A 14,421-nucleotide genomic window follows, 5' to 3' on the forward strand; every position below is an offset into this window, starting at 1 on the left:
CCAAGCTTTTCTGGTCGGAACCCCCTAAGCCGAGTTTTCAAGGTGCTGCGCCGTCCACTTGGTTTTCGAGACTGGCCTTTTAATTCTAACGTAAAGCCAACCTAGAACGGCGGGGTTTCAGACCCAAAATTTCCGATGACGATAATTTCATCCATAGATAAAAATCTATGACTAAAGACGTAACAATTGATTGACCTTATGGATTGCATGATTGAAGCTGTGTGAGTTAGATCACTCAGGTAGTCGCAAAACTCAAGTTTGAATTGTGCCGATGATTCCCGTTTTGTCACCATTTTCAAAAGTACAGGTGATCGCCGTAACGAAGAACCGAATGGAACCCTTATATAGAAAGGCATTTAGCGATTTTTGTCAATTGTTTTTGCTCTAGAGCGAACTAATCAATTAAGTCTCTTGCCAGATAAGGATTTAGTCGATTTATGCCCCCCTATCGAACCAGACCAAGTAACGAAGAACCTATAATCATGTCAATAGACTTATCTGAAATGGATCTATTTTATCCATCGATAAAAATCTACGTTCAGAAATGTAAAATTTTAGTGATTTATGGATTCCATGAGTTAGGCTAGGTGAGTAGGCTCACTCAGTTGTATCGCAAAACTCAAGTTTGAATTGCCACTACGATTCCCGTTTTGTCCACCTTGTCAAACAGATCAAGGAAATGCACAGGTAATTGTCGCCCATCAAGGACAGCTGATCACCAGCGGTGCTTGTGCTGTCAAGCTGTAAATTTCTACTGACGGTGACATCGGTTTGGTTCTGGAGCGCAATAACAAGTTAAGCTTCGATACTTTCTGTCTTGAATGCCTTTAGTCTTTTCTAACTTATTGCCCATGAGTTCAACCACTCTTATAACTACCGCCCAGTCATCACCAAAAAAACCCGTTGATGATCAGAAGAAAGTACCTGAGAACGAGAAAATACCAGATGTTACTAAAGCATCCAGTAAGATTGATGAGTCGCTAAAAAAGTTTGTCGGTAACAAAAACTTAAATCTTCTCTCCCTAGGAGATTTAAGCGCGCTTTTGAATCAAGTTAATTTTTTAGGTGACATTGGACTTGCTACTCAGGGAGGAACGATACCAAACAATGGCAATAACCAAAATTCAACAAGTCTTACCTCAACTTCTACCTCAAGTCCTACCTCAAGTCCTACCTCAAGTCCTACCTCAACTTCTACCTCACCTCTTGCCTCAACTTCTACCTCACGTCTTGCCTCAACTTCTACCTCAAGTCTTGCCTCAACTTCTACCTCAAGTCTTGCCTCAACTTCTACCTCAAGTCTTAGCTCAAGTGTCTCACTACCAGATTTAGTGGGCAGTTTTGGCACGATTACTTTGCCAAGTACGGTTAACTTCGGCGCTCTGGGGAATGCACAGGTAATTGTCACCAATCAAGGACAGGCGATCGCCCGTGGTTCCAGTACTGTTAAACTCTACATTTCCACTGACGGTGAGATTGACAGTAACGATGCCTTACTCACCAGTGTTAGTACCAACTTAGACCTAAACGCCGGGCAGTCAGTCACCCTAAACTTACAGTATCAAAACAATACTTCAGTCATCGCTCCGGGGGCTTACTTTCTCATCGCTCAAGTTGATGCCAATACCCAAATTACCGAAGAACTGGAAACCAATAATGTCACCAGTAAATTAGTATCGGGACTCAATACTAATGCCATCATCGACTGGAATGCGATCGCATTAAATGCGATTCAAGCCGAGGGAAAAGCAGGGCGGGGAGTTGGGCCGACAGTGGGTTCTCGCTTAATGGCCTTGGTTTCTACTGCCGTCTATGATACGGTCCAGGCCTTCAACACTTTATATCCCTCCTACGCTGTAAATGTGAACGCACCAACAAATACCTCGTTGGAGGCGGCGGTAGTTGGTGCGGCCTATCGAGTTCTCTCTACTCAATTACCTGGACAAAATAGCTTGCTCTCACAGCAAGTAGCCAATTCTCTGGCGGAGATTCAGGACAGTGCCACCGCTGAAAGCAGGGGTTTTAATTTTGGCATTTTAGTAGGCAATCAGAGCCTCAATTTACGCGCTAATGATGGTTCCAGCAACAATACGCCTTTCACTGCGCCGTCGGGAAACTATGTCTGGACACCAGAAACCGTAGGACCCACTGCTGGGGTAGCACTCGGTGCCAACTGGGGTGGGGTAACTCCTTGGACAATTGGCAAAATTGACCAGTTTGTCTCGCAAAAACAACTTGATGTGACTCTTAATGGCCGTCCTAACACAAATCCTACATTGTATGCCCAAGAAATTGAAGAAGTCCGGCTCTATGGTGGATTGCAAAACACTGCTCTCACGACCACTTTACGCAATGCAGACCAGGCAGAAATGGCTGTTTTCTGGGCCTATGACCGGGCTGATACCTTCCGTCCCTACGGTCAATTAAACCAAATTGCTCAAGAAATTGCCGTGCGTGAGGGCAATACCTTGCAAGAAGATGCCAGCTTATTTGCTGCATTAAATACCGCGCTGGCAGATGCGGTAATCGTCGCTTGGAAAGAGAAATACACTGAACTCCAACCTCGCCCTGATGACGTAATTGCCGGAGGATTTGCAGCTAATAATGACGGGCTAACTTCTACGGTGGGCGATCCCAATTGGGAATCCTTGCTGTCAACATTAATGGGGGTTAATTCGCCGCCTTTCCCGGATTATATGTCAGGGCATTCCGCCATGGGGGGAGCATTTGCTGGAGTGATGACCAAGTATTTTGGTGAAAACTATGTGTTTAGTGCTGTCTCCCAAGAACTTCCCGATGTCGTTCGTAATTTCAATAGCTTCTATCAAGCGGGAATGGAAGATGCCCTCAGCCGTATTTATGGCGGAGTTCACGTCCGGGAAGCTTGTATTGATTCTTTTAACATGGGGATAGCTGTTGGCGATTTTGTTGCGACAAGTGTCTTTCAGCCGATTGTCTAAATAGGGTCTGCTGAAAAAGTTTTTCCTGGGGGTTGGGTGTGGGGTTTTACCCATTTTCAGGGAGTCAATTAAGTAGGGAGGAACAATTATTTGTAGGATGGGTTAGCGGTAGCGTAACATGGTCGGGCGTTGGGTTTCATGCTTCAACCCAACCTACGTTCATCTTATATTTAATTCCACCTACCTACTTACCTAATTTTCAGGGAAAAAGTCCAGGGATTTTCCCCCCAATCACTCCAATCCCTGGCACTTTTTGATTTCAAAAAAGCCTAAAGATATTATCCAACAAGGTTTTTAGCTTTATTCAGCAAACCCTAGTTAGATCACCAACAGAATATCCCTACTAGGGAGTTAAATACTCCCTATTTTTTTAGGAGATTTTAACTGACTGAGAACAACGATTTGATGCGTTGCATTCCAGACGTTTTTGACGCTCTGCTAAGATTGTTGGTAAATTCGGTCTTCCGGTTAAGGTTAATCGCCAAGAAGCCCAAATTTCATAGATAATATCCACTAGAAACCCAATAACCGGCCATTTGGTAGCGGCATAAATCCAACCAATGCCTAAAATGTCATAGACTTGGCGAAACACTTCCACATTTTGGAGAATAGTACCATCGGCTAGTACGGCGTGGATTCGTCCCATGGCTGCCGCGAAGGAAATACCGCCATTTTCCTCCGGATTATAGTTTTCATCGGCAATATCGACAAAAGCAACTAATCCTCTCCCAGCATCCCGTTTTTGCAGAAAATTGACCTCGCGCAAGCAGAGGGGACATTCTCCATCGTAGAGGAGTTTAATTTTCCAAGAGGGCGATCGAGTAGAATTTTCTAAGGTATCAGCAGATGGAGTCGGCAAAGATGACATGATATTCTAGGGATTCTCTTTTCAGTGGTCGGTAATTAGTGAGGGGTTGAGAAGTAGGGAGTGGGGAAGTGGGGAAGTGGGGAGAATAAATAAAAATAATCTCCTGACTCCTGATGATTATTTTATGGCAATTCATCAGATTGGATGGTATCACTCTCTATTGGTTCTCGATCGTTGCGTTTTGAGAAACCCCAAGCAAAGAGGATAGCAATTAAACTGATCATAATCCATTCCGGCGGCACAAAATCGGGACTAATCACCCGCAACAACAATCTTAAACCCACCAAACCGACGGTGACAAAACCAGCATCTTCTAGGTGGGTGTATTCCTCTAACCAGCGAATAAATAAACCCGCCATAAAGCGCAGGGTAACTACTCCGATCGTACCACCAAGCAGGATCAACCAAGTATCATCGGCCACGGCGATGGAGGTGGTGACACTATCGAGGGAAAAAGCTAAATCAGTAACGGCAATTAGGGGGATAGCTTGCCAGAGAGATTGAAACTTGAGACTATGATGGGTGTGGTCCTTGTCTTCAGGGGAGGCAAAGTAATTAAAGACTAACCATAGCAAATATACTGCTCCCAAAAGTTCAAACTGCCAGTATTTAACCACCCAGGTGGCGGTAAGAATCAAGATCATACGGAGAATATAGGCGAAAACTAAGCCAATATTCAAGGCCTGACGTTGACGCTGATGATCTCCTAATCCCTGTGCTATGGAAGCGAGAGCAATGGCGTTATCTGCTGATAATACCGCTTCTAGGGCAATGAGAACCAACAGAATTAACGGGGTTTTTAGACTAAGGGTTAGAGATGAATCAAGGAGCGAGTCTAACATTGAGGCCGCAGGTAAAAATAAATGTAATCATGGCAATACTCCAGCTTAACGCTTTTACAGCTTTCTTTTCTAGGGGAGATAACCGTCATCGGGGGGGGAGATATGAAGTCTTGTAACGAAATGATGCAGAGAACCCCGATGATGTCGGAAAGTATTGGATGAATATCTTTATGAGGAGATAATCAGCAATGCTTTCTGATACTCAAGTTCTAGTCGCTCTGGTAATTGCTTTAATCCCCGGGATTTTGGCTTTTCGTCTAGCGACGGAACTTTATAAGTAAAGTCGCTTTCAATAAACCCTGATCCCGTCTAACCTAGCTATAGGATAGACTGATTGGGGTTTTTTGTATCTTAAACTAGGGGATAGGGATTTAGGGTGATAGGGATTTAGGGTGATAGGGAAATTTCAGCTAAATTCCCCACTACCCCATCTCCCCACTACCCCATCTCCCCACTACCCCAATTCCCCATTACCCCACTCCCCAACCCCCAATCTATGACCGCACGAACACGAAACCAAACCAACAAAAAACCACAAAAAAAGCCAAAAAGCGGCAATAAATCCCAAAACTGGCAAGTTATCGAGATTTGGCTGCGAATTATTGCCTATAGCGCCATTTCCATCACGGCGGTTTTTGCGATCGCTCGTTTGTTACCCTACCAACAGATGCAACAGGCAAAACTGGAAGAAGTGCGTTTGGCAGCCCAAGAAAAGGAGGAACGCGTCAATCAATTGCGGGATCAATTTACTCGCAGCTTTGATCCTAGTCAAGCGCGGCAAGTGATGGGGGAACAAAGTCCCCGACGGGATCCTAATCAAAGACGCATTTTTTGGGTTTCTCAGTAGATTAGCTGCCCGTGCATCTCAATTACTTGTTAAGACTCTAGGGGAGAGGAGATATCCACAGAGTCGGGATAAAACTAATGACCACAGCGACACAATTCTTAAGCATTTCTGCCTTGACAAAAGAGGATTGTTATGGGTGCATCTGAATTTTGAAGAAATATCTATAGGACATTTTGGGCGCACGCGGTGCGCCCCTACCATTGGCGCGATAATAAATATTATTGTCGGGGCGAATTGCATTCGCCCTCTTTGAATAAGTAGGGAGGCACAATTATTTGTAGGATGGGTTAGCGGTAGCGTAACATAATCGGGCGTTGGGTTTCATGCTTCAACCCAACCTACGTTCATCTTATATTTAATTCTACCCACCTACTTAACTGCTGCTGCTGCTCACCTATAGGTGAGAGAAAGTCACGAATATGAGATGCACCCATTTTAACTGACTTGAGCGAATCAGATCGGGAATTTACAAGGGGATAAAAATTAAAATCTTTCTGATTTCAAGCTACCAACGACCGGCGCTAGTCACTGAAACCTGATAACTGATAACTGATAACTGATAACTGATAACTGATAACTGATAACTGAAATGACTCGATCCTATTTTGCTACTACCGCTAGGGGACTAGAAGAAATTGCCGCTAGGGAATTAGAATTCCTAGGGGCCAAAGAAGTGAAACCAGTATTCACCGGAGTCCATTTTCAGGGGGATATCTCCCTACTCTATCGAGTCAATCTTTGGTCAAGAATTATTTTTCGGGTTTTGGTTCCCATTGCCGAAATTCCCTGTGGGGATGGGAAGGAACTATATGATGGCATTCAAGCCATTGATTGGCGCGATTATCTCAGCAGTGAGGAAACTTTAGCGGTACAATGTACGGGAACGAACGATCGCCTCAATCACACCCATTACACCGCTTTAAGCATCAAAAACGCTATTATCGACCAACAGCGTCAACAGGGCAATCCCCGTTCCTTTGTGGATACAGAAAACCCCGACCTGCAAATTAACGCTCATATCGAGAAGAATCGCTGTGTGCTTAGTTTAGATAGTTCTGGCCACAGTTTGCATCGTCGCGGGTATCATCGGGCCATGGGAGTCGCACCTCTGAAAGAAAGTCTCGCCGCTGCTTTGGTAGAATTATCGGCATGGCAGGATGATATGGCGCTTTTGGACCCTTTCTGTGGTTCGGGAACCATTGTCATCGAAGCGACGTTAAAAGCTTTAAATATTGCCCCCGGTTTATCCCGTTCCCAGTTCGGATTTCAGAAATGGCCAGACTATCAACCGGATTTATGGCAATCTTTGCTTCAGGAAGCTAAAGAAAAACAAAAATTTCAGCTAAATGCGCCAATTTATGCTAGTGATGCCGATTATGAGGTTTTGCATCAGGCCGAGGATAATGCCTATTTTTGTCAAGTGCAGGACTATATTAATTTTAGCTTGCAAAGCATCACCGACTTAGAACCGACGAGCGATCGAGGGATTATTCTCTGTAATCCCCCTTACGGCAAAAGATTGGGCAATACCGAAGAATTAGGGGCTTTATATAAATCCTTCGGTGATGTCTTAAAACAGAGGTTTAAGGGTTGGACAGCCTATATTTTATCGGGAAACAAAGAACTGACTAAACAAATCGGTCTGCGTTCTTCCCGTCGCACTCCCTTGTATAACGGTTCTTTGCCCTGTACCCTCTTAAAATATGAGTTGTATTAACTACATCAAAACCTTGAGACTGTCAAGCGCTAAATGAACATTTTGACGAACTGAGGCAGCGGAAGTGTGTAGATCCAGACGTTCAGCATCGGTCAAACGCACTTCCAGAATACTTTCCACACCCCGACAGCCTAGGCGACAGGGAACCCCCAGATAAACATCCTGTAAACCGTATTCACCCTTGAGATAGGCTGCCGCCGGCAGTAAACGGGATTGATTTCTCAATATCGTCTCGACCATGGTACAGGCAGAGGAAGCAGGGGCGTAATAAGCGCCGCCAGTTTGCAGTAATTTGACGATTTCAGCCCCACCGTTGCGAGTTCTCTCCACTAAACGATTAATCGTCATCTCGTCCATTAATTCGGTAATCGGCACACCACTGACGGTGCAGTAACGGGGTAAGGGCAACATTAAATCACCGTGACCACCCAAAACCATAGCATGAACGTCGGCGGTACTAACCCCCAATTCCATGGCGATAAAGGTTTGTAAACGGGAAGAATCGAGGACCCCGGCCATTCCCATCACTCTTTGGGGGGGTAAACCGGTCGCTTGCCAGACTAGATAGGTCATCACATCCAGGGGATTGGTGATGACGATAAAAATGGCTTCCGGAGAATACTTGAGGCATTTAGTGGCGGCCTCGACGACAATTTTGGCGTTAACATTCATGAGGTCATCGCGACTCATGCCCGGTTTTCTGGCTAATCCAGCCGTAATCACGACAATATCCGAACCTGCCGTGTCTTCGTAGTTATTAGTGCCGATAATCTCGCTGTCGTGCAGTTCTATACCCTGAGCTTCCATCAAATCTAGGGCAATACCCTGGGGCAAACCATTGACGATATCGAGGAGAACCACATCGGCGAGGTTTTTTTCGGCGATGCGTTGGGCCAGGGTGCGTCCGACGTTGCCGGCACCAATAACCGAGACTCGGGGCGATTGACAGGGGAGGGGTGTATCGTAGAAGTCAACCATGGTTTATGGATGAGGCAATTCCTCATCAGGCGGGTTCCAGTTGTTCGAGCTTTAGCCACACACTGGGGGTAGGAACATAGAATTTAATCAAAGCGTAATCATCTTTTACATCCAAGACTTCTGCTGTCGAGTTGAACATATAACTGGGTAAACGGCGATCGCTGGCTAGGGCTTCGAGGCTATTTTCTAGGTTTCCCGTCACCACGCGGACTAAAGCTCCTTTCTTAATTGTAGCTGCCATGTTTTTCTCGTTAAATTTGCTTGGGGGTTTCTTCCATAAATTGTTACATATTCGGGCAGGCCTCTGACAAGAGGGGGTGTGGGGTGTGGGGTGTGGGGTGTGGGGTGTGGGGAGAATAAATAAAATAATCTCCTAAGTAGGGAGGCTCAATTATTTGTAGGATGGGTTAGCGGTAGCGTAACATGAGCGGGCGTTGGGTTTCATGCTTCAACCCAACCTACGTTCATCTTATATTTAATTCCACCCACCTACTTATCTCCTGTCTCCTGTCTCCACCGACAAACTTTTTCAGTAAACCCTAATTAAAACTCAACCCTTTGACCATAACTTAAGAGACGTTCTAGGGTTGCGAGGCGATTTTCCCAGACCTGTATTTGATAGGCAGATAAATCCTTTTGTCTGGACATCACAGATTTAAATTGATAGCTAAATCGCTTTAAGGCATTTTGAGTTAAAGTCAAATTGCGAGGGCTGGGATTATTAGCTAATTGCTCTAATAAATTAGCCATTTCGTCCACTTCTTGCCCCCAAGTTTTTAAGGTTCCTTCTTCCATTGCCCATAAATTATTCGTTATTAAAAAACTCCACTCTTGACGCAGGAAATTAAACCGCGATGCTGCCGTTTTGAAGGGTTGACGGTGGGGTAAAGGTTCGGCTTTTTTCGTAATTATCGATCCCTGAATGCGATTCAGAATTGTTTGCAGGTTGGGATTGAGATTTTCTGTGGCAAAAAGAGCGAATCCCGAAGTGGGAAGATTGCGAATAAATTGTAGTTGATCTATCATGACTTGATCGGGTACTTTTAACAGACGGATACCGGGTATAATCAGAGCATTTCCTGCTATTTGCCGATCAAATAAAGACTTAGTTTTATCTTCTAAAGTCCCTGTATCGAGAGCATAAGTCATTAAAAAGATCAGGTCTATCCATTGATTTTGTCCCCACTCCTCCCAGTTTTGTTGAATACGATATAATCGTTCTTTTTGTTCTAGGGGAAACACCGCTGCCGACATTTTTAATTGGGGGCGAATCTGTTTTAAACGAGTAGAAACCTGCGAAACAAAAGTATCAACCTGACGGATTTTAAAGCTAGTCCATTGTTCCCATAAAGCACCCCGGGGATTTAAAGTAATGGGATCAACTCCCGTCATTTGTTTAAATAACCAACGGCTGGATTTACCATAACCATAGGTTTGATTAGAATCTTGACTCTGGAAGGGATAGCGAATATAATCTAACTGCAAGCCATCCACATCGTAATTTTTGACAATCTCCTCGTAAAGAGATAAAAGATAGTTCTGTAGGTCGGGATTAGCAGGATCAAAAAAGGCTTTTTTCGTGCCTTGACTGTAATCAAAAGAACCACCACTTTTATTAGTTGCCCCCCAATCGGGATTACGGGATAAAACTGGACCGAGATAATCTAATGGTTGCTCTAATACTTTATTATGAGCTTGATTAGCCGCCGCAAAAACCCACACCCAGGCGTGGATTTCCATATTGCGTTCATGGGCTAATTTAACGGCAACTTTGAGGGGATCCCAACCTCTAGTTAAAGGGTTTTGTTCGGGGGCAACTTGACTGGGATAAATAGTATAACTAGCATTAACTGTCTCGAAAAAGACCACATTAATACCCGCTGCCGCCATGCGATCGAATACTTTAGCTAAATCCTCCTCGTTTTTAGCTTGTACGATCGTGCCTCGATCTAACCACATTGCCCGTATTTCTGGTTGGGCAAATTGTCGATTAGTGGGATAATTATCCCAAAGACTTCGCCGCGCTTGTAACCAAAATTCCCGCGCTTGCGTATAGGAACCCTGGGCGATTAAATTCTGAAAATTATTTAAGGTTCCTTGGGCATTTTCTAGGACTAAACGGAATCGTCTAGCTGTATCTGATGCGCTGGAATTTTTCCCACGATTATGAAATGCTTGTGCTAAGGATTTATCAGTAGTTAAAGTGTTATTATTACTGGCTTCTAAAGCTAAGAGAGTCGCCCCATAACGCCCGATTAATCCCTGCAATTCCGCCGTCATCTGGCTAATTTGTTGAGAAGTTAGGCTCGCTCTGGGGGGAATTGCCTCGGTATTCGGACTTAATCTCGCTGTTTCACTGGGGGGATTTTCTGCAATCTGGGGTAGAGGGCGACGGGGTGCGATTGCAAAGCGATCGCTACGCAAGATCGCTGTTGGGGTATTATTAATATTATTAACTATTGTTGATTGCCCTTGACAATAGGGCGCAATTGTGCTAGGAGAAGAACTGCGATTAATGCCGTAGCGTTGCAGAGCGGTTTCTAGCCAAGCACTATCGAGGGCGAGATTAGCGACGGCATCGCTGCCCCAGCGCCAACCGAGAAAGATCGAGTTATTATTGAGGACAACGGCGGGGGGATTATTGCGCGCCCCCCAAACGGCGACGGTTTGGCTATTAACTCCCGTGGGGATAACCACGCCACCGAGGAGACTGCTGGCTAAAGGTTTTTGGTTTTTCAGTTCACCTAAATTAGTCGGCCGCAGGGTGTAAGCTTGGGAGTGGGGATAGGCCCAGTAAGCCCCAAATAGCGATCGCAGTTGATTCCGCACAGCAGGTTCCGAAAGATTTCCCGCCGGACCGGTGACAATAATTTTACCACCGCGATTCAGCCAACGACTCAAGACACCAGCTTGTAAACCGGAAATAGTCTCAACGTTGGGGATGATTAGAACCTTAATTTTATTTAAATCCGCGTCGCTTTGCCACTGATTACTCTGGAGAATACAGTAATTAACCCCGACATTTTGCAAACGTTCGGTGATAGCTGTCCATTGATTGGCATTTTCTTGACTTTTTAACACTGCCACCGGTGTCGCTAAAACTGGGATCGGCAGCAAGACACCCACACAGGACAAAAGACAGGCAATTAGGGGCTTTTTAAAAAGATGATCAAGATGGAAGGACGATCCCAGCACGTTTTTTTCTCTTAATTTTTTGGTTAACTTCTCCTGATCTTACCCAACTTAGCCAAAAAAGAGTATCTTTGGCAACAAAAATTGCGTCTTAGTCGTCGGCACCATGGTTTTAGGGTGTTAGGGTTTTAGTTGAAATTCCCCACTTCCCCATTCCCCCACTTCCCCATTCCCCCACTTCCCCATTCCCCCACTTCCCCATCTCCCTATAACTGTAAGGACAATTGCCGAAAGTGATCGCCGCGATGTTCAAAACTTTGGTATTGGTCAAAACTAGCGCAAGCGGGGGATAATAACACCACTTTAGCCTCTTTTGCTGTTCCTAGTTCAGCCGCGCGTTGAACTGCCCTGTCCATCGTTTCTACACATTCATAATCTTGATAACCTGCTGACTGTAAACGACGGGCAAAATCGGCGGCAGCGTCACCAATCAGCAGCACAGTGGCGACTTTTGCCTTAATTTCAGCGATCCAAGCCCGATCATCCCCTGCTTTCGCTTCTCCCCCCGCAATTAAAATCGCTGGACTAGGGACGGATTTTAAGCCCACTGCGGCGGCATCGTAGTTAGTTGCTTTACTATCATTGATAAAGTCTAGTCCTTTATAAGTACAAATATACTCTAAGCGATGGGCAACCCCGGGGAAAGTGGCGATCGCTTCAGTAATGGCTTTTTTCTCGATTCCTGCCAATCTAGCGGCGGCCACAGCCATAAGCAAATTCTGCTGATTGTGACTGCCCACCATTTTCAGGAGATTAACCGGGGCAATTAATTCCCCAAAAGCCACGATCCAGTTATCTTGCAGATAAACACCACGACTAGGATCGCCCAAAAGCGCATCTTTGCCTTTCACAGAAGTCCAGTAAGCTTGTTGCCATTGACTAACACCGATTTGACGCAGATAGGGATCATCACCGTTGAGGATTTGGCGATCGCTTCTTTGCAGTAAAGAGGCTTTAATCTGATAATAATTTTCCAGGGTTTGATGACGACTGAGGTGATCGGGGGTAAAAGTTGTCCAGATGCCGATTTTCGGCGATAAATCCCGACTGGACTCGATCTGATAACTACTAATCTCCGCAATAATCCAATCGTATTTATCGGCTTTTAAAGCCAATTCACAGGCAGCATAGCCGATATTACCGCAGGAAGGGGCATTTAACCCCGCTTTTTGAAAAATAGCGGCACAGAGGGCGGTGGTGGTGGTTTTGCCGTTAGTTCCCGTAATCCCCAACCAAGGAAAAGATTGCAGATAACGCCAAGCTAATTCTAATTCTCCGATCGTCTCGATGCCTTTTTCTCTGGCAGTAATTAAAATTGGGGCATCCCAAGGCACCCCGGGGCTAACCACGATAAGATTAGGTAAGTCTGAAGCCTCTAGACTGAGATTTTGACCAAGATTGACAATAATTCCTTCCCTTTCCAGATTGGTTTGCAGTGCTTGTAAACCGGGAGAATCGGAGCGATCGCTTAATGTCACCTGCCAACCATCCCGTTTTAAGCATCTTGCCGCTGCTATTCCCGATCTTCCCAATCCAATAATCGCCGCTTTCGCCATCTTGTTGCCACTCTACTCAAGAGTCAATTTTTAGCAATCTCTATCCTACTGTGGATTAGGTCGAGTCTCTTCCTTTGAAAACAAAATTCTCTGGCTTGCGTCTAGATCGATAAAATAAATGCAAGTACGATCTCCATAACAAGGCTCCTTATTTATGAATCTAAAATCATCCCTAAAATTTACCCTACTGTTTTCACTTCTGGGGGGTTGTCTCCTGACTACACCGAGTCAAGCAACTCTCTTTGAACAAAGAGAAGTTAATCAAGAGGATTTTATCGCTATTGCCCGACCCTACGGTAACGGTAAATACGATTTACTGATTTTGCAACAAATCCCCGGTAAACGCCAATGTTGGGCGGTAAATGGCACAGAACCGACCATTGTTCAGCCTCTGCTGCTCGATTTCGATTTTACCGGCAGTTGTGAACGGGCTACCGACAGTAACGGTTATTCCCTTCGCATTCAGGGCGAAGATTACGGTTTAGAATACCTGCTGCGTATCGTACAACGCAACGGGGAATTAGTCCTCGTGGGAACCCCCCGCAATCCCAGACAATCGGAGGTAATTATTGGACGGACAAAAGGTTTAGGGACCGGTTTAATGCAAATTTACCTCATCGATGGCTGGCGCTTTACTAAACGCAGTCTAGCCGGTCAAAATCTCAGTCATATCTATCTAACTGCCGATAGTCCCAGTTTCAATCCTCCCCCGGAATTACTCGCGGGTACCCAATCGTCTATCCCCCCCACACCCCCCCCCAGAGAATCCGTCAAAGCAGAAACACCGGTTAATCCTTCCGCTAATCCCGAAGTGCGAGAATATACCTTTACCGCTGCAGAAACAGCAGTAGAGAGCAATCCTCAGCCAGGGGTCACTAATCGAGTACCAGAGTCAAATTTTACCCCACAGCCGACCGTTACCCCTAATTTACCCCCCCTAACTCCTCCCAATTCCCAGAATAATAATGCAATTGTACCACCACCGCCGCCGCGCAACCTAGGCAATCAGAGAAGTTTATCGGATGTGATTACTTTTAATCGACCAGCTGCTAATCCCAGTAGTGGTAATATGAGCAATAGTGGCCGCAAAGGTTTTAAAGTAGTAATTGAAGCTAAAACCGAGAGCGATCGCAGCAAAGTTCGTTCTATCTATCCCGACGCTTTCCCCACTTCCTACAAAGGTCGTTCCGTCTGGCAAATAGGCGCGTTTAGCAGTCGTGATAAGGCTGAAAACGCTTTACAAAGTCTTGCCCCCCTGCGCGGATCGATCGTACCATTTTAGGGAACGCTGGAACTGCGTAACGGGGAACAGAGAGTGGATAGGGGAAATGGGGAAATGGGGAAATGGGGAAATGGGGAAATGGGGAAATGGGGAAATGGGGAAATGGGGAAATGGGGAAATGGGGAAATGGGGAAATGGGGAAATGGGGAAATGGGGAAATGGGGAAATGGGGAAAGGGG

The 14,421-nt window shown here is 45.4% G+C and carries 12 protein-coding genes; 5 read left to right on the forward strand and 7 right to left on the reverse strand.

All coding sequences use genetic code 11. The annotated features are described in order from the left end of the window. Positions 1-1,084: 1,084 nt before the first annotated feature. A complete protein-coding gene (locus IM515_RS02150) occupies positions 1,085-1,348 on the reverse strand; it encodes a hypothetical protein (RefSeq protein ID WP_287628908.1) in 264 nt (87 codons plus the stop codon). Between IM515_RS02150 and IM515_RS02155 the strand changes: the two genes are divergently transcribed. Next, complete coding sequence (locus IM515_RS02155; RefSeq protein ID WP_287697845.1) at positions 1,332-2,960, forward strand: phosphatase PAP2 family protein; 1,629 nt, start codon at positions 1,332-1,334, stop codon at positions 2,958-2,960. The genes IM515_RS02150 and IM515_RS02155 overlap by 17 nt on opposite strands. Positions 2,961-3,330: 370 nt before the next feature. On the opposite strand, the gene IM515_RS02160 is transcribed toward IM515_RS02155, so the two are convergent. Next, entirely contained in the window at positions 3,331-3,828 is a 498-nt protein-coding gene (locus IM515_RS02160) for a thiol-disulfide oxidoreductase DCC family protein (protein ID WP_287628906.1), read from the reverse strand. Positions 3,829-3,950: 122 nt separating this feature from the next. Next, on the reverse strand, positions 3,951-4,670 hold the full coding sequence (locus IM515_RS02165) for a TerC family protein (RefSeq protein WP_002766104.1): 720 nt from the start codon (positions 4,668-4,670) through the stop codon (positions 3,951-3,953). A 188-nt stretch (positions 4,671-4,858) separates the two neighbouring features. On the opposite strand from IM515_RS02165, the gene psaM reads away from it, so the two are divergent. The 3 genes from psaM (at position 4,859) to IM515_RS02180 (ending at position 7,234) form a co-directional block, all read left to right on the forward strand. Continuing rightward, positions 4,859-4,951: a photosystem I reaction center subunit XII gene (gene psaM / locus IM515_RS02170; protein ID WP_012264462.1), complete on the forward strand. Its 93-nt coding sequence runs from the start codon at positions 4,859-4,861 to the stop codon at positions 4,949-4,951. Positions 4,952-5,166: 215 nt separating this feature from the next. Further along, positions 5,167-5,517 (forward strand): slr1601 family putative cell division protein, encoded by a 351-nt coding sequence (locus IM515_RS02175; RefSeq protein WP_287628905.1) that lies wholly within the window; start codon positions 5,167-5,169, stop codon positions 5,515-5,517. 589 nt (positions 5,518-6,106) lie between these two features. Then, positions 6,107-7,234 carry a THUMP domain-containing class I SAM-dependent RNA methyltransferase gene (locus IM515_RS02180; RefSeq protein ID WP_002766109.1) on the forward strand — a complete coding sequence of 376 codons (1,128 nt, stop codon included), beginning with the start codon at positions 6,107-6,109 and terminating at the stop codon, positions 7,232-7,234. Here the strand turns inward: IM515_RS02180 and mdh are convergent, their stop codons facing one another. The 4 genes from mdh to murD all read right to left on the reverse strand — a co-directional run bounded on the left by mdh (position 7,235) and on the right by murD (position 12,960). Then, positions 7,235-8,212: a malate dehydrogenase gene (mdh, locus tag IM515_RS02185; protein WP_002786991.1), complete on the reverse strand. Its 978-nt coding sequence runs from the start codon at positions 8,210-8,212 to the stop codon at positions 7,235-7,237. It lies immediately after the preceding gene. Positions 8,213-8,237: 25 nt separating this feature from the next. Further along, on the reverse strand, positions 8,238-8,453 hold the full coding sequence (locus IM515_RS02190) for an NAD(P)H-quinone oxidoreductase subunit O (RefSeq protein ID WP_002782591.1): 216 nt from the start codon (positions 8,451-8,453) through the stop codon (positions 8,238-8,240). A gap of 302 nt (positions 8,454-8,755) precedes the next feature. Further along, a complete protein-coding gene (locus IM515_RS02195; protein ID WP_287628903.1) occupies positions 8,756-11,407 on the reverse strand; it encodes a glycoside hydrolase family 10-like protein in 2,652 nt (883 codons plus the stop codon). Between the two features lie 203 nt (positions 11,408-11,610). Beyond that, entirely contained in the window at positions 11,611-12,960 is a 1,350-nt protein-coding gene (gene murD, locus IM515_RS02200) for a UDP-N-acetylmuramoyl-L-alanine--D-glutamate ligase (protein ID WP_287628902.1), read from the reverse strand. Positions 12,961-13,114: 154 nt separating this feature from the next. Between murD and IM515_RS02205 the strand changes: the two genes are divergently transcribed. After that, entirely contained in the window at positions 13,115-14,242 is a 1,128-nt protein-coding gene (locus tag IM515_RS02205) for a DUF3747 domain-containing protein (protein ID WP_287628901.1), read from the forward strand. Positions 14,243-14,421 lie beyond the last annotated feature (179 nt).

This window comes from Microcystis sp. M44BS1 (genome assembly GCF_020244875.1).
GTDB lineage: Bacteria > Cyanobacteriota > Cyanobacteriia > Cyanobacteriales > Microcystaceae > Microcystis > Microcystis panniformis.

What these genes read in the sequence shown, in the direction of transcription:
- murD (WP_287628902.1), bottom strand. Translation starts at nt 12,960, where the DNA reads ATGGCGAAAGCGGCGATTATTGGATTGGGAAGATCGGGAATAGCAGCG.
- psaM (WP_012264462.1), top strand. Translation starts at nt 4,859, where the DNA reads ATGCTTTCTGATACTCAAGTTCTAGTCGCTCTGGTAATTGCTTTAATC.
- mdh (WP_002786991.1), bottom strand. Translation starts at nt 8,212, where the DNA reads ATGGTTGACTTCTACGATACACCCCTCCCCTGTCAATCGCCCCGAGTC.
- IM515_RS02165 (WP_002766104.1), bottom strand. Translation starts at nt 4,670, where the DNA reads ATGTTAGACTCGCTCCTTGATTCATCTCTAACCCTTAGTCTAAAAACC.
- IM515_RS02205 (WP_287628901.1), top strand. Translation starts at nt 13,115, where the DNA reads ATGAATCTAAAATCATCCCTAAAATTTACCCTACTGTTTTCACTTCTG.
- IM515_RS02180 (WP_002766109.1), top strand. Translation starts at nt 6,107, where the DNA reads ATGACTCGATCCTATTTTGCTACTACCGCTAGGGGACTAGAAGAAATT.
- IM515_RS02190 (WP_002782591.1), bottom strand. Translation starts at nt 8,453, where the DNA reads ATGGCAGCTACAATTAAGAAAGGAGCTTTAGTCCGCGTGGTGACGGGA.
- IM515_RS02175 (WP_287628905.1), top strand. Translation starts at nt 5,167, where the DNA reads ATGACCGCACGAACACGAAACCAAACCAACAAAAAACCACAAAAAAAG.
- IM515_RS02160 (WP_287628906.1), bottom strand. Translation starts at nt 3,828, where the DNA reads ATGTCATCTTTGCCGACTCCATCTGCTGATACCTTAGAAAATTCTACT.